The sequence below is a fragment of the Deinococcus aestuarii genome, assembly GCF_018863415.1.
Lineage (GTDB): Bacteria > Deinococcota > Deinococci > Deinococcales > Deinococcaceae > Deinococcus > Deinococcus aestuarii.
In genome coordinates this window covers 446,353-465,227 of sequence record NZ_JAHKSN010000001.1, presented here as the reverse complement: position 1 = coordinate 465,227, position 18,875 = coordinate 446,353, and the positions used below count along the sequence as shown (strand labels likewise).

Annotated in this window: 25 protein-coding genes and 1 pseudogene; 17 read left to right on the top strand and 9 right to left on the bottom strand. The window is 71.3% G+C overall.

Annotation, left to right across the window (positions count from 1 at the left end; genetic code table 11):
- Window position 1 precedes the first annotated feature (1 nt).
- The 4 genes from IC605_RS02260 (at window position 2) to IC605_RS02250 (ending at window position 3,144) form a co-directional block, all read left to right on the top strand.
- Window positions 2-424, top strand: coding sequence for a GNAT family N-acetyltransferase (locus IC605_RS02260; protein WP_216318285.1), 423 nt, complete (start codon window positions 2-4; stop codon window positions 422-424).
- A gap of 30 nt (window positions 425-454) precedes the next feature.
- On the top strand, window positions 455-745 hold the full coding sequence (locus tag IC605_RS25515; protein ID WP_425514205.1) for a DUF6959 family protein: 291 nt from the start codon (window positions 455-457) through the stop codon (window positions 743-745).
- A 4-nt stretch (window positions 746-749) separates the two neighbouring features.
- The gene (locus tag IC605_RS02255; protein ID WP_216318282.1) at window positions 750-1,925 is read left to right on the top strand and encodes an acetyl-CoA C-acyltransferase; all 1,176 of its coding nucleotides are present in this window, start codon (window positions 750-752) and stop codon (window positions 1,923-1,925) included.
- Window positions 1,926-2,181: 256 nt separating this feature from the next.
- Complete coding sequence (locus IC605_RS02250) at window positions 2,182-3,144, top strand: ring-cleaving dioxygenase (RefSeq protein WP_216318279.1); 963 nt, start codon at window positions 2,182-2,184, stop codon at window positions 3,142-3,144.
- A 55-nt stretch (window positions 3,145-3,199) separates the two neighbouring features.
- On the opposite strand, the gene ald is transcribed toward IC605_RS02250, so the two are convergent.
- On the bottom strand, window positions 3,200-4,306 hold the full coding sequence (ald, locus tag IC605_RS02245; RefSeq protein ID WP_216318276.1) for an alanine dehydrogenase: 1,107 nt from the start codon (window positions 4,304-4,306) through the stop codon (window positions 3,200-3,202).
- Window positions 4,307-4,472: 166 nt separating this feature from the next.
- Here ald and IC605_RS02240 point away from each other — a divergent pair, with 166 nt between their 5' ends.
- The 4 genes from IC605_RS02240 (at window position 4,473) to IC605_RS02225 (ending at window position 6,788) form a co-directional block, all read left to right on the top strand.
- Window positions 4,473-4,949 carry an Lrp/AsnC family transcriptional regulator gene (locus tag IC605_RS02240; RefSeq protein WP_216318273.1) on the top strand — a complete coding sequence of 159 codons (477 nt, stop codon included), beginning with the start codon at window positions 4,473-4,475 and terminating at the stop codon, window positions 4,947-4,949.
- Between the two features lie 232 nt (window positions 4,950-5,181).
- Entirely contained in the window at window positions 5,182-5,364 is a 183-nt protein-coding gene (locus IC605_RS02235) for a hypothetical protein (RefSeq protein WP_216318270.1), read from the top strand.
- A 5-nt stretch (window positions 5,365-5,369) separates the two neighbouring features.
- Complete coding sequence (locus IC605_RS02230) at window positions 5,370-6,059, top strand: peptidylprolyl isomerase (protein ID WP_216318267.1); 690 nt, start codon at window positions 5,370-5,372, stop codon at window positions 6,057-6,059.
- A gap of 63 nt (window positions 6,060-6,122) precedes the next feature.
- Window positions 6,123-6,788, top strand: a complete 666-nt coding sequence (locus IC605_RS02225; RefSeq protein WP_216318264.1) for a phosphatidylserine decarboxylase — start codon at window positions 6,123-6,125, stop codon at window positions 6,786-6,788.
- Window positions 6,789-6,791: 3 nt separating this feature from the next.
- On the opposite strand, the gene IC605_RS02220 is transcribed toward IC605_RS02225, so the two are convergent.
- Genes IC605_RS02220 through IC605_RS02210 form a run of 3 tightly spaced genes read right to left on the bottom strand, consistent with a single transcriptional unit; the run spans window position 6,792 to window position 8,573 of the window.
- Window positions 6,792-7,448 (bottom strand): LrgB family protein, encoded by a 657-nt coding sequence (locus tag IC605_RS02220; RefSeq protein WP_216318261.1) that lies wholly within the window; start codon window positions 7,446-7,448, stop codon window positions 6,792-6,794.
- Window positions 7,449-7,506: 58 nt separating this feature from the next.
- Entirely contained in the window at window positions 7,507-7,881 is a 375-nt protein-coding gene (locus IC605_RS02215) for a CidA/LrgA family protein (RefSeq protein ID WP_216318258.1), read from the bottom strand.
- Window positions 7,878-8,573 (bottom strand): 5'-methylthioadenosine/adenosylhomocysteine nucleosidase, encoded by a 696-nt coding sequence (locus IC605_RS02210; protein ID WP_216318255.1) that lies wholly within the window; start codon window positions 8,571-8,573, stop codon window positions 7,878-7,880. The genes IC605_RS02215 and IC605_RS02210 overlap by 4 nt, the downstream gene beginning before the upstream one ends.
- 71 nt (window positions 8,574-8,644) lie before the next feature.
- On the opposite strand from IC605_RS02210, the gene IC605_RS02205 reads away from it, so the two are divergent.
- The 6 genes from IC605_RS02205 to IC605_RS02180 are packed head-to-tail and all read left to right on the top strand — an operon-like array spanning window position 8,645 to window position 11,914.
- A complete protein-coding gene (locus IC605_RS02205) occupies window positions 8,645-8,881 on the top strand; it encodes a ferredoxin (protein ID WP_216318252.1) in 237 nt (78 codons plus the stop codon).
- Entirely contained in the window at window positions 8,878-9,273 is a 396-nt protein-coding gene (locus IC605_RS02200) for a DUF4149 domain-containing protein (RefSeq protein ID WP_216318248.1), read from the top strand. The genes IC605_RS02205 and IC605_RS02200 overlap by 4 nt, the downstream gene beginning before the upstream one ends.
- Window positions 9,270-9,653: a group III truncated hemoglobin gene (locus IC605_RS02195; protein WP_216318245.1), complete on the top strand. Its 384-nt coding sequence runs from the start codon at window positions 9,270-9,272 to the stop codon at window positions 9,651-9,653. Before IC605_RS02200 ends, IC605_RS02195 begins: the two co-directional genes overlap by 4 nt.
- Complete coding sequence (locus IC605_RS02190; RefSeq protein WP_216318242.1) at window positions 9,650-9,928, top strand: cupin domain-containing protein; 279 nt, start codon at window positions 9,650-9,652, stop codon at window positions 9,926-9,928. Before IC605_RS02195 ends, IC605_RS02190 begins: the two co-directional genes overlap by 4 nt.
- A gap of 15 nt (window positions 9,929-9,943) precedes the next feature.
- Window positions 9,944-10,663 carry a Crp/Fnr family transcriptional regulator gene (locus tag IC605_RS02185; protein ID WP_246580252.1) on the top strand — a complete coding sequence of 240 codons (720 nt, stop codon included), beginning with the start codon at window positions 9,944-9,946 and terminating at the stop codon, window positions 10,661-10,663.
- A gap of 24 nt (window positions 10,664-10,687) precedes the next feature.
- Complete coding sequence (locus IC605_RS02180) at window positions 10,688-11,914, top strand: MalY/PatB family protein (protein WP_216318240.1); 1,227 nt, start codon at window positions 10,688-10,690, stop codon at window positions 11,912-11,914.
- Between the two features lie 133 nt (window positions 11,915-12,047).
- On the opposite strand, the gene hisG is transcribed toward IC605_RS02180, so the two are convergent.
- Both hisG and IC605_RS02170 read right to left on the bottom strand, forming a co-directional pair.
- Window positions 12,048-12,704 (bottom strand): ATP phosphoribosyltransferase, encoded by a 657-nt coding sequence (gene hisG / locus IC605_RS02175; protein ID WP_216318236.1) that lies wholly within the window; start codon window positions 12,702-12,704, stop codon window positions 12,048-12,050.
- Window positions 12,701-13,864: pseudogene (locus IC605_RS02170) on the bottom strand (ATP phosphoribosyltransferase regulatory subunit); the annotation flags it as partial. The gene hisG and the pseudogene IC605_RS02170, both read right to left, overlap by 4 nt.
- A 111-nt stretch (window positions 13,865-13,975) precedes the next feature.
- Between IC605_RS02170 and IC605_RS02165 the strand changes: the two are divergent.
- The 3 genes from IC605_RS02165 to IC605_RS02155 are packed head-to-tail and all read left to right on the top strand — an operon-like array spanning window position 13,976 to window position 15,737.
- Window positions 13,976-14,548 carry a hypothetical protein gene (locus IC605_RS02165; protein ID WP_216318230.1) on the top strand — a complete coding sequence of 191 codons (573 nt, stop codon included), beginning with the start codon at window positions 13,976-13,978 and terminating at the stop codon, window positions 14,546-14,548.
- Between the two features lie 60 nt (window positions 14,549-14,608).
- Window positions 14,609-15,406 (top strand): endonuclease III domain-containing protein, encoded by a 798-nt coding sequence (locus IC605_RS02160; protein WP_343216474.1) that lies wholly within the window; start codon window positions 14,609-14,611, stop codon window positions 15,404-15,406.
- A 25-nt stretch (window positions 15,407-15,431) separates the two neighbouring features.
- Window positions 15,432-15,737, top strand: coding sequence for a hypothetical protein (locus tag IC605_RS02155; protein WP_216318227.1), 306 nt, complete (start codon window positions 15,432-15,434; stop codon window positions 15,735-15,737).
- Between the two features lie 64 nt (window positions 15,738-15,801).
- Here the strand turns inward: IC605_RS02155 and IC605_RS02150 are convergent, their stop codons facing one another.
- The 3 genes from IC605_RS02150 to lysA form a co-directional block, all read right to left on the bottom strand.
- Window positions 15,802-16,572, bottom strand: coding sequence for a TerC family protein (locus IC605_RS02150; RefSeq protein ID WP_216318800.1), 771 nt, complete (start codon window positions 16,570-16,572; stop codon window positions 15,802-15,804).
- Between the two features lie 176 nt (window positions 16,573-16,748).
- The gene (locus IC605_RS02145) at window positions 16,749-17,345 is read right to left on the bottom strand and encodes a TetR/AcrR family transcriptional regulator (protein ID WP_216318224.1); all 597 of its coding nucleotides are present in this window, start codon (window positions 17,343-17,345) and stop codon (window positions 16,749-16,751) included.
- Between the two features lie 364 nt (window positions 17,346-17,709).
- Window positions 17,710-18,861, bottom strand: a complete 1,152-nt coding sequence (gene lysA, locus IC605_RS02140; RefSeq protein ID WP_425514204.1) for a diaminopimelate decarboxylase — start codon at window positions 18,859-18,861, stop codon at window positions 17,710-17,712.
- Window positions 18,862-18,875 lie beyond the last annotated feature (14 nt).

Here is an 18,875-nt window from a genome sequence, read left to right as displayed (position 1 = left end):
CATGACTGTCCAGGTGCGCCTGCTGGGTGAGGGGGAGGCGGAGGTCTTGCGAAACGTCGCCCCCGGCGTCTTCGACTACGACCTCCGGCCCGACTCGCTGGCCGCCTTCTTCTCGGACGCCCGGCACCACCTGGCCGTCGCGCTGGACGGTGAAACTGTGGTGGGCATGGCTGGTGGCTTCCACTACGTCCATCCTGACAAGCCGCCTGAATTGTTCATCAACGAGGTCGGGGTGGCGGGCCCTTACCAGGGACAGGGCCTGGGCCGACGGATGCTGGACGCCCTGCTCGCGCACGCTCGGACGCTGGGCTGTGTGGCTGCCTGGGTCCTCACCGAGGAGGACAACCACGCCGCGCGCCGCCTGTACTCCTCCGCCGGGGGTGATGAGCAGCCGGGCGTGGTGATGAGCCTCTTCGAGCTTTAGAGGAGTCGTGCACAAGAAAGGGCCAGGCCAATGAGCGAGAGGTTCGAAGTAGAGGTCTTTCACAGGACCTCCGGTACTTGGATATTTCAACGGCCTGATAGGGGATACCCCAGCGTTTCCATCCAGGGAGACAGCTTGGCTCTTCTACTTAGTCGCATTCAGTCGGCGATCAAGCAACTTGAATCCGGTCAGTGGGATGAGGAGGGCGAGTACGACCTTGAGTTTGTGCGAGATACGCTCTTAGGTCTGTGGTCCATTTACCAGCAGAACGGTTTACAAGATGGAATCCAGAAGACTCAGGACCAAGCGAAAAAGGAGTAATTAAATGCGTGAAGCCGTCATCGTTTCCACCGCCCGCACCCCCATCGGCAGGGCCTACCGGGGGGCCTTCAACGCCACCCCCTCGCCGACCCTCGCCTCCTACGCCATCCGCGCCGCCGTCGAGCGGGCCGGGGTCGAGGCCGCCGAGATCGAAGACTGCGTGATGGGCGCCGCCATGCAGCAGGGCGTCCAGACCACGATTGGCCGCAACGCCGCGCTGCGCTCGGGTCTCGGCGTGGGCGTGGCGGGCATGTCCATCGACCGGCAGTGCGCCTCCGGCCTGATGTCCATTGCCACCGCCGCCAAGCAGGTCATCGTGGACCGCATGGACGTGTGCGTGGCGGGCGGCGTGGAGTCGATCTCGCTCGTGCAGACGCCGGAGATGCGCGTGGGCCCCGACCCCGAACTCCTGTCCATGCACAACGGCGTCTACATGCCGATGATCGACACCGCCGAGGTCGTCGGCCAGCGGTACTCCATCAGCCGTGAGCGGTGCGACGAGTACGCCCTGCGCTCCCAACAACGCACCGCGAAAGCCCAGGCCGAGGGCAAGTTCGACGACGAGATCATCCCCGTGACCGCGCGGATGGGGGTCCAGAACAAGGAGACGGGCGAGATCACCATGAAGGAAGTGACCCTCACCAAGGACGAGGGCAACCGCCCCGACACCACGATGGAGGGCCTGCGTTCGCTCAAGGCCGTGCGCGGCGAGGGCAACCAGATCACGGCGGGCAACGCCTCGCAGCTCTCCGACGGCGCATCCGCCTGCGTGGTGATGGAGGCGGAACTGGCGCGTTCGCGCGGCCTGCAACCGCTCGGGCGCTACATGGGCATGGCGGTCGCGGGCACCGAGCCCGACGAGATGGGCATCGGTCCCGTGTACGCGGTGCCCAAGCTCCTCAAGCGCTTCGACCTGACGGTGGATGACATCGACCTGTGGGAGCTGAATGAAGCCTTCGCCGTCCAGGTTCTCTACTGCCAGGACAAGCTCGGCATCCCGGACGACAAGCTCAACGTCAACGGCGGCGCCATCTCGGTCGGCCACCCCTACGGCATGAGCGGCGCCCGCCTCGTCGGCCACGCTCTGATCGAGGGACGGCGGCGGGGCGCCAAGTACGTCGTCGCCACTATGTGTGTCGGCGGCGGCATGGGGGCGGCAGGGCTGTTCGAGGTGATGTAGGGATAGGGATGAGTAATGAGGGGCGCGGGGCGGTGATGACCGTCTCGCGCCTTCATCTTTTCGCTCCTCCCCTTGAGGGGGGAGGCTGGGAGGGGGTGAACGGGCACGCCATCCCAAGGCCAGTAGGAAGGGAAGGCATCTTCTTAGCGGTGAGAGGACTTGCCTTCCCCCTCACCCCGACCCTCTCCCACGAGGGGAGAGGGAGAAAACCCTGCATCTCACTGTAGTTCAACGTTGAACGATCTACACTGACCCCATGACCAACTCCCCCCTCATCCCCCACGGGCTGCACCACGTCACCGCCGTGACGGCGAACGCGCAGGCGAACCTCGACTTCTACACGGGTGTGCTGGGCCTGCGGCTCGTCAAGAAGACGGTCAATCAGGACGACGTGACGGCCTACCACCTCTTCTTCGCGGACGGGGTGGGGAGTCCGGGGAGCGACCTGACCTTCTTCGAGTGGCCCGTGCCGCCCGAGGTACCGGGCAACAACTCGATCACGCGCACGGGGCTGCGGGTGCCCGAGGGGAGCTTGGGTTGGTGGACCGAGCATCTGCGAGGACAGGGCCTGACCGTTACGCCCGTCACCCGCGCGAATCGCCCCCACCTAGACTTTGCCGACCCGGAGGGCCAGCGCCTCAGCCTTGTGGAAGGAGGGCCGGAAGGGGTGGCGTGGGAGGGCAGTCTCGTCCCCGCCGAGCACCAGATTCTCGGCCTCGGGCCCGTCGAACTGACCCTGCCCGGCCTCTTTCCCACTGAGCGGGTGTTGACTCGCGCCTATGGTCTGCACGCGGCGGGCACCTATCCCGACCCCGAGAAGCCCGACCGGACAGTCCACGTTTACGCGATGGGGGAGGGCGGGCCGCACACCGAACTCCACCTGCGCCTCGACTCCTCTCTGCCTGCGGCGCGGTCCGGTGCGGGCGGCGTCCACCACCTCGCCCTGCGGGTGCGGGACGAGGATTACCACGCCTGGAGCGAGCGGCTCAGCGGCCTGGGCCTGCGGACGAGCGGCGAGGTGGACCGCCACTGGTTCCACTCGGTCTACTACCGCGAGCCGCAGGGCATCCTGATCGAACTAGCGACCGACGGCCCGGGCTTCGCGGTGGACGAGGACCCGGCCCACCTCGGGGAATCGCTGGTGCTCGCGCCCTTCCTGGAGCCGAGGCGGAAGCAGATCGAGGCGGGGTTGACGCCGCTGAAGGCTAGTCGGAACTGAAGGGGAAGGGGCGAGGCCGCCGAAGTGGTTGCCTCGCCCCCTGTTGGCCTCCCGCTTACGCCAGCACGGCCTCTGCCTTGGCGACGGGCAGCTCGAAGGCTTCGGCCACGCCCCCATAGGTGATCTGGCCCCGGTAGGTGTTCAGGCCGCGCCGCAACGCCGGGTTACGGCTCAGCGCCTCCACGCCCTGATCGGCGAGGAGCAGCGCGTAGGGCAACGTCTGGTTGGTGAGCGCGAAGGTGCTCGTGCGCGGCACGGCGCCCGGCATGTTCGCCACGCCGTAGTGGATCACGCCGTCCACGAGGTAGGTCGGGTCGTCGTGGGTGGTGGGGTGGATCGTCTCCACGCAGCCGCCCTGGTCCACCGCCACGTCCACGATGACGCTGCCCTCCTGCATCAGGGGCAGCATGTCGCGCGTGACGAGGTGCGGGGCCTTGGCGCCGGGGATCAGCACGCCGCCGATCAGGAGGTCCGCCTCCGGCAGCAGGGCGCGGATGTTCGCCTCGCTGCTCATCATGGTGGTGAGCTTGCCGAAGAACACGTCGTCGAGGTAGGTCAGGCGGCGGTGCGACACGTCGAGGACCGTGACCTTCGCGCCCAGCCCCATCGCCATCTTCGCCGCGTTCGTTCCCACCACGCCGCCGCCCAGGATGACCACATGGCCCGCCTGCACGCCCGGAACCCCGCCCAGCAGCACCCCGCGCCCGCCGACCGGCTTCTGGAGGTGGTACGCACCCGCCTGCACGCTCAGCCGCCCGGCGACCTCGCTCATGGGCATCAGCAGGGGGAGGCTGCCGTCCTCGAGCTGCACCGTCTCGTAGGCGATGGCGGTCGTGCCCGAGGTCAGGAGCGCCTCGGTGAGCGGGCGGTCGGCGGCGAGGTGCAGGTACGTGAAGAGCAGGAGGTCGTCCCGTAGATAGCCGTACTCGGCCTCGACGGGCTCCTTGACCTTCACGACCATCTCGGCCCCCCAGGCGTCCGCCGCCGTGCCGATCTGGGCGCCCGCCCCCTCGTACTCGCCGTCCGTGATGGCGCTGCCCGCGCCCGCCCCGCGCTCGACGGTGACCGTGTGCCCGCGCCGCACCAGGGTCGCCACCCCGCCCGGCGTGAGGGCCACCCGGTTTTCCTTGACCTTGATTTCCTTGGGAAGTCCGATTCGCATGTCCTTGCCTCCACACGCCGCGCGGAAAGAGGTGCCCCGCCGACGGATTCTCTGTTGCCTTGGCGCAATGGTAGCAGGAGCATCGGCACTTGCGATTGCTTCCTTCCCAGCTCTGGGGTGCATATCCGCAACGTCGTTGCGTGAAAGGGCTAAACTGCTGGCATTTATGTCACGGCCCGAACTCGACGCCATCGACCGCCGCATCCTGACCATCCTCCAGCGCGACGCCCGCATCCCGAACACCGAACTCGCCGACGAGATCGGCCTGACGCCCGCGCCCACGCTGCGCCGGGTGCGGCGGCTGGAGGAGGAGGGGGTGGTCAGCCGCTACGTGGCCCTGCTCGACCCCAAACTCGTCGGGAGGGACCTGATGGTGCTCGTGCGGGTGACGCTCGACAAGCAGACGAAGCAGGGTTTCGAGACCTTCGCCGAGCACATGCGCGCCCGCCCCGAGGTGCTGGAGTGCTACCTGTGCCTGGGCGACACCGACTACCTGCTCAAGGTGTGTGTGCCCGACCTCGACGCCTACCAGACCTTCCTGGTGGACGTGCTGGCCGCGACCCCCGGCGTGCGGAACACGGCGAGCACGATTGTGGTCAAGCAGGAGAAGTACACGACGAGCCTGGCGGTGGAGGAGGGATGATGGAGCGTTCCCAGCCCGCTTGAAGGGAGATGCTGATGAGGGGCTGGAGACAGGCGGTGTGCGTGACCCTGACGGGCCTGCTGTTCGCGGGTGGTCCCCAGCTTGCGGGCAGTGAGGGGCAATAGCTGGCGGAGGGCTACGAGAAGCTCAACGCCCGGGCCTCCATCCGCGAGCGCCCCGATGGTCACAGCTTTCCTTCATCTCCAAGGGCGAGTTGGGGGAGGCGACCATCTTGGCTTACCTGCGGAAGAGGCTTGAAAAAGACGACGAGGTGTTGAAGGTGATGACGGCGGCGGGCGCCGACCCGGCGGAGATCGGGCGCCTGGAGGCCCATAAAGCGTCGGTCCAGCGGACCCTCGACCTGATCATCTCGGCGGGGCGCCGGTGGAGAAGGCCCCGTCACCAGCTAGGCTAAGCCTCATGCGTTCCCTCACCCTGTCCGCCCTGCTGCTCGCCTCCGCCGCCCTCGCGCAGACCTCCACCCCGGCCACGGCGCCTGCCCGCCCCGCCGCCGCGCCCACCTTCATCCCGGTGCCGCCCCTCAGCGCCCAGCCGGTCCGTTCCTTCAAGGAGCCGGGCTGGGTGGTCGATCCCGCGAAGACCTACCGGGCTGTCCTGAGGACGGGCAAGGGGGACGTGACCGTCGAGCTGTACGCCCGGCAGGCGCCCAAGGCGGTCAACAACTTCGTGTTCCTGGCGCTGAACCACTTCTACGACGGGACACGCTTTCACCGGGTGATCGACGGCTTCATGGCGCAGGGGGGCGATCCGCTCAGCGCGGACCTCTCCCAGCGGGGGAAGTGGGGGACGGGGGGGCCCGGCTACGATTTCTTCGTGGAACTCGACCAGGGGCTGAACTTCAACTCGGCGGGGGTTCTCGGCATGGCCCGCTCGCAGAGTCCCTTCTCGCAGGGGAGCCAGTTTTTCGTCACGCTCGCGCCTGCCGACTTCCTGAGCGGCGAATACACCGTGTTCGGCAGGGTGGTGGCGGGTCAGGACGTGCTGGCGAGGCTCACGCGGACGGCGACGAGCGGGCAGGGCGGGGAGACGCCGGTCGCGGGCGCCCAGCCCGACACCCTCCAGAGCGTGCAGATTCTCGTCTCGCGGTGAGGTCGGCGGGGTGGAAACCGGGGGTCCCGGCGGCCCCGCCCGTTCCTCCTCTACACTCCCCCCATGCCCCGACTCCCCCGCCTGATCCTGCCCCTCGCCGCCCTGGGAGCCGCCGTCTGGTACGTGCGCGGGGTGCGCCGTTACCGCGATCCCATCCGCATCCCGCCGCAGGACGCGGGCGCGGTCCTCAGCCCCGCCGACGGGCTGGTGTGTTTCGTCCGGCGCATCGAGAACGGGGAGGTGCGGGTGGAGACGCTGGCCGCCCCGCTGGGCGCGCGTGACCTGACCGGCGCGGACGTGCGCGAGGGCTGGCTCGTCGGGCTCCATGTCGGGCCCCTCGACGTGCATTTCGCCTATGTCCCGGTGAGCGGCACGGCCACGGGAGTCGAGCACCTCGGGAGCCGCCTGAACGCGCCCCTGGGAAGCCCCGGCCTCCTGCTGGGCCTCCCCGCCGACCTGCTCGGCACGCGCGGCGCGGTGGAGAACGAGCGCCACACCACGACCCTGACCGCCGCGAACGGCGACGTGAGCGTGACCTTCGTGGCGGGGGCGGGCGGCCTGAACGCGACGACCTACCTCCGGCGGGGCGACGAGGCCCGCGCCGGGCACAAGCTCGCCTTCCTGGGGGAGGGGGGCCTCGTCCTGCTGACGCTGCCCGCCGGTGCCACCCCGCAGGTCAGCGTGGGCGACCGGGTGACGGGGGCGGAGACGGTGCTCGCGCGGCTCTGAGCCTCAGCGGGTCAGCGCCACCACCAGGGTCACGACGAGGGCGGCGAGCCCCATGCCGATGCTGCTCGCGGCCCCGGTCTGCTCCCCCTCCTCGCGGGCGCGGGCGGTGCCGATCCCGTGCGCGACGCTGCCGATGGCAACCCCCCGAGCGAGGGGATGACGCACGCCCAGCCGCGTCAGGGCGGGGGGGAGGACCAGGGCGCCCAGCAGTCCCGACAGCACGGCCAGCGTCGCCGCGAGGGCCGGGGGCGCCCCGGTGAGGTGGGCGAGTTGCAGGGCGACGGGGCTTGTCGCCGGGGCCGTCGACAGCGACCGCTGCGCCTCCACGCTCAGGCCGAGGAGGCGGGGCAGCAGCGTGTCGGCCCCCACCCCGACGAGCGTGCCCGCCGCGCCCCCCAGCGCCAGCGCCCGCCACTCCCGCACCAGCAGTGCCCGCAGCCGGTAGAGCGGCACCGCGAGCGCCACCACCGCCGGACCCAGCAGGAAGGAGACGGGCCGCACCTGCGCCTGGTAGGTGGAGTACGCCGTGCCCGACACCAGCAGCACCGCCGCCACGACCACCGTGGCGATCAGGGTGGGGTTGACGAGGGCACTCCGCGTCCTGACCTGCGCCACCACGCCCAGCGCGAAGGCGAGGAGGGTGAGGGCGACCCAGATCACAGGGGCCCCCCGGTCGTCGAGAGCGGACGGCTGACGGCGGATGGCTGAAAGCTCCCCCTCACCCCCGCACCAGCCGCCCCGCCACCAGCCCCGCCGCCCCCGCCCCCAGCAGCAACCCGGCGAGCATCACGAGCAGCCACAGCGCCCACGCCGCCCCCGCCGACAGGTACTCGACCACGCCCACGGTGGCGGGCACGAACAGCAGCCCCAGGGTGCCGAGCAGGCCGTCGGCGGCGTCCTCGATCCAGTGGAGCCGCACCACCCCCAGGGACAGGGCCGCCCACAGCAGCACCATGCCGACCACCGACCCCGGCAGCGGCAGCCGCAGGGCGGAGACGAGGGCGGTGCCCAGCGCCGCGAAGGCCACGAGCACGCCCAGCCCCAGCACGAAGCGCACGGGAGCGGGGAGCGTCCGGGTGACGGACGTGTTCACCCCTGCGCGGCCAACCGGGCGAGCATCCCCCGCACGACCTGTTTGGCGTGCCGGGCGACGAGGGGCATGAAGGTGCGGTAGTCCACCCTCGCGCCCTTGTCGGCGGTGTCGCTGACCGAGCGGATGACCACGAAGGGCACGCCCGCCTTGGCGCACACCTGGGCGACGGCGGCCCCCTCCATCTCCGCGCAGGCCGCCCCGAAGAGCTCGTGCAGCCGCCCCGCTCCCTCGCGCGAGGCGACGAACTGGTCACCGCTCGCCACCCGGCCCTCCAGAACGCGCACGCCCTCCACCTCGCCCGCCGCCGCCAGCGCGACCGCCCGCAGCCGCTCGTCGGCGGGCCAGGCGGGGGGCTCGCCGGGCATGGTGCCGACCTCGTAGCCCAGCGCAGTCACGTCCACGTCGTGCTGCACGAGGTCGGTGCTCACCACGATGTCGCCCACCCGCAAGCCCGGCAAGACGCCGCCCGCCACGCCCGTGAAGATGACCCGCGAGGCACCCGCCGCGAGCAGGTGCGTGGTCGTCATCGCGGCGTTCACCTTGCCGATCCCGCCGCGGGTCAGGAGCACGGGCACCCCCTCCAGCACGCCCCGGTGCAGGGTCACGCCGGGCCGTTCCAGGTCCTCACGCTCCCGCAGGTCCGCGAGCAGCAATTCGATCTCCTCGTCCATCGCCCCAATAATTGCCAGCATCGCGGCCCAGTGTACGGCGCCCATGACCTGAGTCATGGCGGGCGGGCCGGGCGGGCGGGCAACATACCCCCATGACCCACGTGATCGTCAGCTCCTGCATCGGCGTCAAGGACCAGGCCTGCACCGAGGTGTGCCCGGTCGAATGCATCTATGACGGCGGCGACCAGTACCTCATCCACCCCGACGAGTGCATCGACTGCGGTGCGTGCGTCCCCGCCTGCCCCGTCAGCGCCATCTTCCCCGAGGAGGACGTGCCCGCGGGCGAGACCGAGTTCATCGTCAAGAACAGGGCGTTCTTTGGGCTATGACGGTCCTCGCCGCCCTCAACGTGCTGCTCGTCGGCGTGTGGGTGGGGATGTACCTCTTCACCACCTTCGTCGTGAGCCCCGCCTTCAAGGAGCTGTTCCCCGATGAGACGACCCGGGGCGCCCACCGCCGCGTCGTGGGTCGCCACTACGCCCGGGTGAACGGCCCGCTGACGGGGTTGCTGCTGCTCGTCGTGCTCGCGCTCGGCCTGACCGGGGGCTTCACCGCGCCCCTGCTCCTCGAACTCGCGGTGCTGGTCCTGATCGGCGCCCTCGTGACCCTGCACGTCCGGCGGGCGGGAAGGGCGGGAGCGGCCCCGGCCCCCTGGATCACCCACCTCACCCTCACGGCCAGCGTCCTGCTGTGCGGGCTGGCCGTCCTCGCGCACCCATGAGCTCGCCCTCCGCCCGGCTCGGCGACGAGCGGCTGCGGCGGTTGCTGTGGGTCTTCTACGCGCGGGTGACGCGGGACGAGCTCCTGGGTCCTGTCTTCACCCGTCGGATGGGCCCCTTTCCGCGCGGAGGGTGGTCCGTCCACCTCGCGCGGCTGGAGGGGTTCTGGCGGGCAGTTCTCGGCGGGCCGAGCGCCTACCGGGGGCAACCCGGCCCGGCGCACGCGGCCCTGGGCATCGACGCGGCGCACTTCGACCGCTGGCTGGAGTTGTGGGGCGAACCCTTGCGCGACGAGGTGGACCCACCCGGGGCGGAGGCGCTGCTTGCCCTCGCCGGGCGGATGCGGGTGAGCCTGGAGAGGCACGCGCGGGGGAGCGTGTGAACCGCGCCCAGCCCCCGCAGGTTCTCGCGGCGACACCGGGGGGCCGCAGCCTCCTCTTTCACCTGAACGAAGGGGAGGGCATCCCCCGCCACGCGCACCCGGGAGCGCGGGTGGTGATCGCCGTTCTGAGCGGCACGCTGCACGTCACGACCGGCGAGGGCACCCGGACCCTCCACGGGGCCGAGGTCGTCACCCACGACGGGGACCGGCCCCTCGCCCTGGCGGCCGCCGGGCCGGGCACGCGGGTGCTCGTCACGCTGCTCGGCGGGGCGTAGGAGTAGGGAGGGGTCTTGACCTCCTTCCCAGCCCACGGCGTGGCAGCATCTGGGGACGTGACCTCCCAGGCCAAACGACTGCTCGCCCAGGCGCCCATCTTCCGGGGAGCCGACCCCGCCGACCTGGGGCCGCTGGCGGCTCTGGCGTCCTTCCGGTCCTTCACGCGCGGCGAGCACCTCTTTCGGGCGGGGGACGCGGCGGACACGATGTACGTGGTGAGTTCGGGCAGCGTCCGCGTCTACCGGCTGGCGCGGGGGGGCACCCGCGAGCTGACCCTGCACGTCGAGGGGCCGCGGCAGGTCGTGGCGGGGGTGGCGGCCTTCGAGGCGCAGGCGCGGTACCCGGCGAGCGCGGTGGCCCTCACCGCCCCGACCGAGGTGCTGGCCCTGCCCGCGGCGGCGGTGCGCGAGCGCGTCTGCGGCACGCCCGCCCTCGCCGGGGCGGTGATCGCCTACCTCGCTCGGCGGCAGGCCGAACTCCTCGCGCGGGTCGAGCAACTCGTGTTCAGCGAACTCGGCGAACGCCTCGCCGCCTACCTACTGGAGCACGCGGGGGAGCCCCACGCCCTGCCCACCAACAGCGAACTCGCCGCCCTGCTCGGCACGGTGCCCGAACTCGTCAGCCGCAAGCTGGGGGAGTTCTACCGCCTGAACCTGATTCACCTGGAGCGGCGCACGGTGCGCGTGGTGGACGCCGCCGAACTCGCCCGAATCGCGGGAGGACAGGGGGCCTAGCCTGAGTCGGCGTATCCTCCCCCCATGACCGACGCGCAGCCCAGCGAACTCCTGCCCGACGCTTCCGTCGCCGACCCCTACGGCGGCCTCGACGCCGCGACGCTCCGGCACGTGGACAGCCTGAAGTGGACCGTCCACGACGAGGGCGTCATTCCCCTCTGGGTCGCCGACATGGACTACCCGGTCGCGCCCCCCATCGTCGCCGCCCTGCGAGACCGCCTGACGCGCGGGCTGGGTTACCACCAGCTTATGGGCGATTCCACCCTGAACGGGCAGTTGCGGGGGCACCTCGCCACCCAGGGGCTGACCGACCTTCCCGGGGAGGGCATCGCCTTCCTGCCGGGCGTGGTGCCGGGCATCTACGCAGCCGTCAAGGCGCTGACCGAGCCGGGTGAGCCCGTCGTCACCATGACGCCCGTGTACCATCCCTTCCACCTCAGCATCACGGACCAGGGGCGAAGGGTGGCCGCCGCGCCGCTGCGGGAGGGGGGGGCGCGCTGGGAGATCGACTGGGAGGCGCTGGAACAGGCGACCGAGGGCAGCAGGCTGCTCCTGCTCTGCCACCCCCACAATCCCACCGGGCGGGTGTGGGACGCCCAGGAACTCACCCGCTTGCGCGACCTCGTGCTGGCCCGCGACCTGTGGGTGATGTCGGACGAGCTGCACGCCGACCTGCGGTACACGGGCCCGGCGTTCGAGTCCTTCGCCGCCGACCCGCGCGTGCGGGCGAGGACGATCACCCTCACCGGCCCCTGCAAGGCGTACAACACGGCGGGCCTGGGCATCGGGGCGATGGTGAGCCACGACCCCGAGCTGGTGAAGCGGGTCAAAGCTGCCGCCGGGGGCCTGATGGGCCACCCCAGCGCCCTGAGCGTGACGATGTGGCAGGCGGCCCTGCGGGGAGGCGGCCCCTGGCTCGCGGACACCGTGGCCTACCTGCGGGGGAACCGCGACGTGCTCCAGGCGTTCGTCGAGGCGCGGCTCCCCTGGGTGCGCTCCTTCCCCGTCGAGGCGACCTACCTCGCGTGGCTCGACCTGCGGGCGCACCCGCGCGCCGGGGAGATTCAGAAGTTCCTGCTGGAAGAGGCCAGGATCGCCGTCCACGACGGCCCCGTCTTCGCGCCGGAAGAACTCAAGCCCCAGTACCAGGGCTTCATCCGCGTCAACTTCGCCACCAGCCGCGCGCTCTTGATCGAGGCGCTGGAGCGGATGGCGGAGGCGCTGGGCAAGGAGACGGTGACGCCCGCTTGAGCCTGCGTCACCGAGAAAACGGCCTGCGTCCGTCGCGGATCTAAAGTCGGGAATTGTCACCCTGAGCGGAGCGAAGGGTCCCCGGAAGCGTTGAGGAGATGCTTCGCTGGGCTCAGCGTGACAACATTCCTCGTCAGACGCCCTGGCTTCCCGCCTCCATCGCCGTCAACTCCCGCAGCCGCCCGATCAGGGGCCGCAGCCGCTCGCGCCGCAGCTTGAGGGCCGCGCGGTTCACGACGAGGCGGGCGCTGGAGTGGAACAGCACCTCGACCTCCTCCAGGTTGTTCGCGCTCAGGGTGCTGCCCGTCTGCACGAGGTCCACCACGGCGTCGGCGAGGCCCGTCAGCGCGGCGAGTTCGATGTTGCCGCTGAGCTTGACAACCTCGGCGGGGAGGCCGCGCGAGGCGAGGTACAGGCGGGCCGAGCGGGGGTACTTCGTGGCGACGCGACCGATGGGCCCCGACGCCCCCACCTCGCGGATCAGGGACAGGCGGCACCCGGCGAAGCGCAGGTCCACGGGTTCGTACACCGCCCGCCCCGACTCGACGAGCACGTCCTTCCCGACGATGCCCGCGTCCGCCACGCCGAGGTCCACGTACACGGGCACGTCCTGGTTGCGGAGTTCGAGCACGGTCACGCCGGGAAACTCGTGCCGCAACGCGCGGGACCGCTCGGGCAAGGAGAGGGGCAGCCCGGCGCGGGAGAGCAGACTCACGGCCTCCTCCAGAATCCGGCCCTTGGGCAGCGCGAGGGTGAGGTGGTCGGGGCCGCGCTGGATGGTCGGAGTCAAGCGGGCTCCTCCTCGCTGATCGTCTCCCCCTGTGCCCAGCGGCGAATACCTCGACGCACGCAATACGCGAGGAGTTCCTCACGGTCGTCCGTCCAGGCGAGTTCGGCCACGAGTCCGGCGGCGCGGGCCGTCTCCGCCCCGGCGGGGTCGAGGGCCAGCACGACCTCGGGCTCGGGGGGGAGCGCCGCCGCCGCCACCTCCGTCAACCGCTCCAGACCGATGGCGAAGCCCGCCCCCGGCACCCCGGAGAGGTCGTAGCGCCCGCCGCCCAGCACCGGCTGGTTGAGCTCCACAGCGTAGGCGCGGAAGGTGATCCCGGTGTAGTACCCGTAACGGCGGCTGGCCCCCAGGTCGAAGAGCAGCCCCGGCCCGCACAGCGCGGCGACCGCCTCTAAATGCCCGACGGCCGCCCGTGCCCTTTCCCCTCGCGCCAGCCCCGCCGCCTGCTCCAGAACCTCAGGCCCGCCGTACAGGTCGGTCAGCAGGTGCAGGGTGCGCGTCACCTCCGCCCCCAGGCCGTGCCGCCGGGCGAGGAGGTCCACGTCCGCCCCGCTCTTGCGGTCGATGGCCCCGTGCAGGGCATCGCGCGCCTCGCCGTGCAGCCCCGCGTCCTCCAGCACGGCGTCCACGAAGCCGGGGTAGCCGACCTCCATCACCGCCCGCACGCCGACCGTCTCCAGCGCCCGCGCGCCCAGCCCCAGCAGCTCCGCGTCGGCCTGCGGGGTCTCCACGCCGACGAGTTCCACGCCGACTTGGTAGAACTCGCGCAGCCTGCCCAGCTCGCTCGTCAGGGTGCGCAGCCACAGCCGCCCGCCGTACTGGAGGCGCAGGGGAAAGGGCCCCTGCGGGAAGCGGGCGCGCACGAGCCGACCGATGGCCGTGGTGTATTCGCTGCGCAGGGCCAGCACCTCGCCGCTCGCGTCGATCAGTTTGAAGGCGCGGGCATTTTGCGGGTGCGCCTCCGAGGCGAATTCCAGCGCGGGCACCTCCACTCCCTGATACCCCCAGGCGGAGAAGACGCTCATCAGCCGCGAGCGCAGATGCTCCCGCCACGCCCACTCGGGCGGCAGGACATCGCGGGTGCCCTCGGGGATGGCACGGCTGACGGCGGGGGGGCGGGGGGGCGCGCTCACGGGGGGCATTAAAGCACCGGGGCGGGGGGAAAGCGATCAGCCGTCAGCCATCAGCGATCAGCTCTCAGCGTGATGCTGTCGCCTCGGCTCTCGCTGCTGACGGCTGAGGGCTGACGGCTGACAGCTATACTTGCCCCCATGCGCCGCGCCCGCCTGCTGCTCCTCCCGCTCGCCGCGCTGCTGGGGGCGTGCAACCGGACTGCCGACACCTTCCAGCCGCGCATCGTGATCACCAGCCCCGAGGGGGGCGGGGTCAGCCAGGCGCGCAACTTCGTGGTCAAGGGCTACGTGCTCGACGACCACGGCGTCAAGGACCTGACGGTGGAGGGCCGCCCCGTCCCCCTCCAGGGAGGCACGCCGAAGCTCGCCAACTTCGTCTTCCAGACGCAGATTCAGGGCTCGCGCGGCGAGTACACGATCCGGGCGCGCGACGCGGCGGGCAACGAGAGCACCCTGCGCCTCCCCGTCAGCGTGGACGGCACGAATCCGGTCATCAAGGTCACCCGCTTCGAGCGCGAGCGCAACGTGATCCGCGTGACCGGCGTCGCCACCGACGACACCCGGGTCGCCCAGATTCTCGTGGACGGCAACCGCCTCAACGTCACGCCGGGTGCCCGGGTGGACTTCTACGCCGAGACGACCGGCATCTACGCCGACATCGAGGTCCGCGACGCGGCGGGGAACGTCACCAGGCTGCGCGCCCGGCAGTAGGGAGCCCCGGGGTCCGACCTCCAGCACAGTCCCGCCTCCACCCCGGGGCTAGCCTGGGCCGTGCCCCGCGTTCCCGCTCCCCCGCCCGGGTCCTCCCTCACGCTGACCGCGACCGCCCCGCCTCCCAGGGTCCGCGCCCCCCGCCCCACCCCCGGCCAGGAGGCGCCGCCGCCCCCCCACCTCCCCGAGATCGCGCGGCGGCTGGCGGAAACGTACCTGCCGACCCCACCCCGCCCCAGGCTCAGTCCCGAACCCCTGGACGGCCTGATCGAAACGATCCTCAGCCAGCAGAACGTCGGCGCGATCACCCGGCGGCAGTTCGGGGCGCTCAAGCTCGCCTACCCGAGTTGGGAGGCGGCGCTGGCGGACGGCCCGGACGGCATCGAGGCCGTCCTCCGCGCGGCGGGCGGCGGTCTGGCGAGGATCAAGGCCGACTACATCTGGAACGTCCTGCACCGGCTGGAGGAGACGCGCGGCGCCCTGAGCCTGCGGGAGACCCGCGACCTCGGCGACGCGGAGGCCCGCGCCCTGCTGGAATCGCTGCCCGGGGTGGGACCCAAGACGGCGAGCTGTGTGCTGCTGTTCGATCTGGCAAGACCCGCGATGCCGGTGGATACGCACATCGACCGCATCGCCAAGCGGCTCGACCTCACCCCGTCCCGCTGGAGCGCCGTCAAGGTGGAGCGCTGGTTCGACGAGGTGCTCCCGCGCGACTGGACGGCCCGCTACACCTTCCACGTCGCCACCATCCGCCACGGTCGCCAGACCTGCAAGGCGGGGCGGCCCCGCTGCGAGACGTGCGTTCTGCGCGACCTGTGCCCGTCTGCGGCGATCTTCCTGGGCGGACGTGAGGCTTGAGGCGCTGCTCGGAGCCTTGCAGGCCTTGTTCGGCCCACGCCTCGGTTTCGGCGCGGTGAAGGAGGGCGACCGGGAGATCGTCCTCCTCTGGGACGGCCAGGTGGACAGCGTGGTCGGGCTTGCGGAGGGCGGGCCGGAGAACGTGGCCTGGCAACTGCTGAGCACCGCGCAAGATCTCTGGCTCCGGGGCCTCGGCGAGGAGGGAACGCATCCGGGTGTGTGGGCCACCGCCTCGCCTGAGGTGAGCCGAGACGGCCTGGAATGGGTCCTCGCTCTGCGTGGCCCGGGGGGCGAGGTCGCCTCGGCGCGCGTTCCGCCGGTGGAGGGGTGATAGTGCGGGCCGATGAAAAAGCGCCCCCCGGATGAGGGGGGGCGCGGCTCGGCGGGGGTGAGGCTCAGCCCGCGTCCGGGTGCCTCTGCGTCTCGTGCAGGGCGACCGGCTTGCCCTTGCGGGCGCGCAGGTTGAGCAGCTCGACCATGATGGCGAAGCCCATCGCGAAGTACGTGTACCCCTTGGGAATCTTGAACCCGAAGCCGTCGGCGATCAGGTTGACGCCGATCAGGAGGAGGAAGGCCAGGGCCAGCATCTTGACGGTGGGGTGTGCCTGCACGAACTCGCCGATGGGCCGCGCGGCGACGAGCATGATGAGCACCGTCACGACGACGGCGCTCACCATCACGCCGATGTCGTCGGCCATGCCGACCGCCGTGATCACCGAGTCGAGGCTGAACACGATATCGAGCACCATGATCTGCGCGATGATGCCCGCGAAGTTCGCCGCCCCCACGCCCCCCAGGGTGGGCTCGTGTGCGCCGGGCCCTTCGAGCTGCTCGTGCATCTCCTTGACGGCCTTGTAGAGCAAGAAGAGTCCGCCGAAAATCAGGATCAGGTCGCGGCCCGAAAAGCCCCTTCCGAAAATCTCGAACAGGTCGTTTTGCAACCGGTAGATCCAGGCAATCGAGAACAGCAGCGCGAGCCGCATCAGCATCGCGGCGAGCAGGCCGATGGTGCGTGCCCGCTGGCGCTGTTCGGGCGGCAGTTTGCCTGCCAGAATGCTGATAAAGATCACGTTGTCGATGCCGAGCACGACTTCGAGCAGCAGCAGCGTGCCGAAGGCAAGCCAGGCCTCGGGCTGGGTGACCCAGCCGAACAGGGTTTCCATCAGGGTGTCTCCAAAGGGACGAGCGGGAGAGGAGCGTGGGCGACGGGGGCCGCACGCGGGCGAAGAGGGGCACGGGGAAACGGGCGCACCGCGAAGGCGCGATACAGGCCATGCTCCGGGAGAAGTTGTGCACCGTTCCCAAGTGGATGATGAAGGACCTTCATCATCGCCCGGGCCTCTTACCGCGCCGCGGCCCCGTCGAGGTACACGCCCAGCAGTGCCCGCGCCGTGCCCTGGGGGTCGGCGGGGGGCGCCCCCGTGACCAGGGGGTAGAGCAGCGCGAGCAGCGCCCGCGTCAGCACGGCGGGGGGCAGGTCGGCGCGCAGCTCTCCGCGCGCGGCGGCCCCCTCGATCAGGCGGGTCAGGCCGCCCATCCACACCCGGCGGTACTCGCCCTCGAAGGCGGCGCGGCGCTCGGGCGAGACGTGCCGCAGTTCTCCCGCGAGTTGCAGGCCCAGCCGCTGCTCGGGGGCCGAGGCCAGCAGGTCGCCCACGAGCACCTCCAGTTGCCTGCGGATGCCGGGCTGGCCCTCCGCGTGGGTCACCAGCCGCGCGAGGCCCGCCAGCGTGCCGTTCAGCATCGCCAGGAAGAGGGCCTCCTTGTCCGCGTAGTGGTGGTAGAGCGCGGGCTTGGTCACGCCCACCGCCGCCGCCACCTCCCGCATGCTCACCCCGTGATAACCGCTGGCGACAAAGAGCCGTGCCGCCTCGGTCAGGATGCGGGCGCGGGTCGTGTCGGGCGTGGGGGAGAGGGGCAAAGAGGGCGGCAGGGTCACGGGGGCATGATAGCCCAGGTGGGGCAAAGGTCCCGGGAGGAAGGACCGTCTGGACCCCCCGGGACAGGAGGAGCTGTGACCCCATCCGGGGCTGTTGCGCGGCGGCCGCACTCAGGCGGTTCGCCTGCCCAGGGCCCCCCGTTCGCGGGTCAGGTGGTCATCGTGAAGTGGGTGGGCAGGGGCGTCCTGCTGCTGCCCTCCTCGCGCGGGGGGACAAGGCGAGTTCCGGACGTGCTGGCAGCGGGAACGGCCGGGGCTGGAAACGCCGACCGGACGTGATCCGCCCGCCCGGAAACGTGAGGTTCGGGCGGGTCGGGGAGCTGAGGACCGAGACCCGGTAGGACGGCCACGTGGTGCCGCCCGGTCAAACCTCCGCCGCCCACACCTCCTGCGGCGTCTCCCGGCGGCGGATCAGCCGCCACTCGCCCCCCTCCCACAGCGCCTCGGCGGGCCTGGGCCGGGTGAGGTAGGTGCCGCTCATCGCCGCCCCGTAGGCCCCTGCGTCCCCGACGGCGAGGAGGTCGCCGGGGTGCGGCAGGGGCAGCGTCACGTCCCGCGCGAGCAGGTCGCCGCTCTCGCAGGCAGGTCCGGCCACATCCCAGGTCTCCTCCGCGCCGCCGTCCCAGAGGGGCGTGAGCGGGTGAACCGCCCCGTACAGCATGGGCCGCAGCAGCTCGGTCATGCCCGCGTCGGTGAGGAGGAAATTGCGCCCGGTGCGCTTCGTGCCCACCACCCGGGTGAGCAGCGTGCCCGCCCGCGCGACGAGGTAACGGCCCGGCTCGACCCACACCTCCGCCCCGAACGCGCCCGCGGCCTCCCGCGCCTCGCGGGCGATGCCGGGCAGGTCGGCGCCGAGCCCCCAGCCGCCGCCCACGTCGAGCACCTCCAGCTCGCCCGTGTGCGCCCGCAACCCGGCGAGGCGGGCGAAGGCGGCCCCAAAGTCCGTAGCAAGACGGATCGCGCTGCCGATGTGGACGTGCAGCCCCAGGGCCGTGTGTCCGGCCTCCCGCAGCGCCCGCAGCACCCCGGGAGCCTGCTCCGGCGTCACCCCGAACTTGCTCCCCGCCGCCCCCGTGGCGAGGTGGTCGTGCGTGCTGACGCTGAGGGCCGGATTCACCCGCACCAGGGCCCGCGAGCCGGGGGGCAGGAGCCGGGCCTCCTCCTCGCGGTCCACGATGAAGGTGGCCCCGAGCCGCGCGCCCGCCTCGTATTCCTCGCGCGACTTGGCGGGTCCGTTCACGAGGATGCTCCCGCCCTCCGCGCCGACGTGCTCGGCCCGCGCGATCTCCCCGGCGCTCACGCACTCGAAGCCCACCCCCGCCGCGCGCAGCCGGGCAATCAGGGTGAGGTTGGGATTCGCCTTCAGCGCGTAGAAGACCCGCGCTTCCCCGAACGCCGCGCGCACCCGGGCGAGGGCCGCGTCCAGCTCCGCCGCGTCGTACACGTACAGGGGCGTGCCGAAGCGCTCGGCGGCGGCGTGAAATTCGGCGCGGGGGAGGGAGGGGGAGGCGGTCACGCGGGACAGTGTAA

Coding starts and splice junctions, on each gene's coding strand:
- IC605_RS02205 (WP_216318252.1), top strand. CDS start 8,645: ATGACCCACGTGATCGTCAGCTCCTGCATCGGCGTCAAGGACCAGGCC.
- IC605_RS02165 (WP_216318230.1), top strand. CDS start 13,976: ATGCGCCGCGCCCGCCTGCTGCTCCTCCCGCTCGCCGCGCTGCTGGGG.
- IC605_RS02255 (WP_216318282.1), top strand. CDS start 750: ATGCGTGAAGCCGTCATCGTTTCCACCGCCCGCACCCCCATCGGCAGG.
- IC605_RS02210 (WP_216318255.1), bottom strand. CDS start 8,573: ATGCTGGCAATTATTGGGGCGATGGACGAGGAGATCGAATTGCTGCTC.
- IC605_RS02240 (WP_216318273.1), top strand. CDS start 4,473: ATGTCACGGCCCGAACTCGACGCCATCGACCGCCGCATCCTGACCATC.
- IC605_RS02250 (WP_216318279.1), top strand. CDS start 2,182: ATGACCAACTCCCCCCTCATCCCCCACGGGCTGCACCACGTCACCGCC.
- IC605_RS25515 (WP_425514205.1), top strand. CDS start 455: ATGAGCGAGAGGTTCGAAGTAGAGGTCTTTCACAGGACCTCCGGTACT.
- IC605_RS02195 (WP_216318245.1), top strand. CDS start 9,270: ATGAGCTCGCCCTCCGCCCGGCTCGGCGACGAGCGGCTGCGGCGGTTG.
- IC605_RS02230 (WP_216318267.1), top strand. CDS start 5,370: ATGCGTTCCCTCACCCTGTCCGCCCTGCTGCTCGCCTCCGCCGCCCTC.
- ald (WP_216318276.1), bottom strand. CDS start 4,306: ATGCGAATCGGACTTCCCAAGGAAATCAAGGTCAAGGAAAACCGGGTG.
- IC605_RS02260 (WP_216318285.1), top strand. CDS start 2: ATGACTGTCCAGGTGCGCCTGCTGGGTGAGGGGGAGGCGGAGGTCTTG.
- IC605_RS02180 (WP_216318240.1), top strand. CDS start 10,688: ATGACCGACGCGCAGCCCAGCGAACTCCTGCCCGACGCTTCCGTCGCC.
- IC605_RS02225 (WP_216318264.1), top strand. CDS start 6,123: ATGCCCCGACTCCCCCGCCTGATCCTGCCCCTCGCCGCCCTGGGAGCC.
- IC605_RS02200 (WP_216318248.1), top strand. CDS start 8,878: ATGACGGTCCTCGCCGCCCTCAACGTGCTGCTCGTCGGCGTGTGGGTG.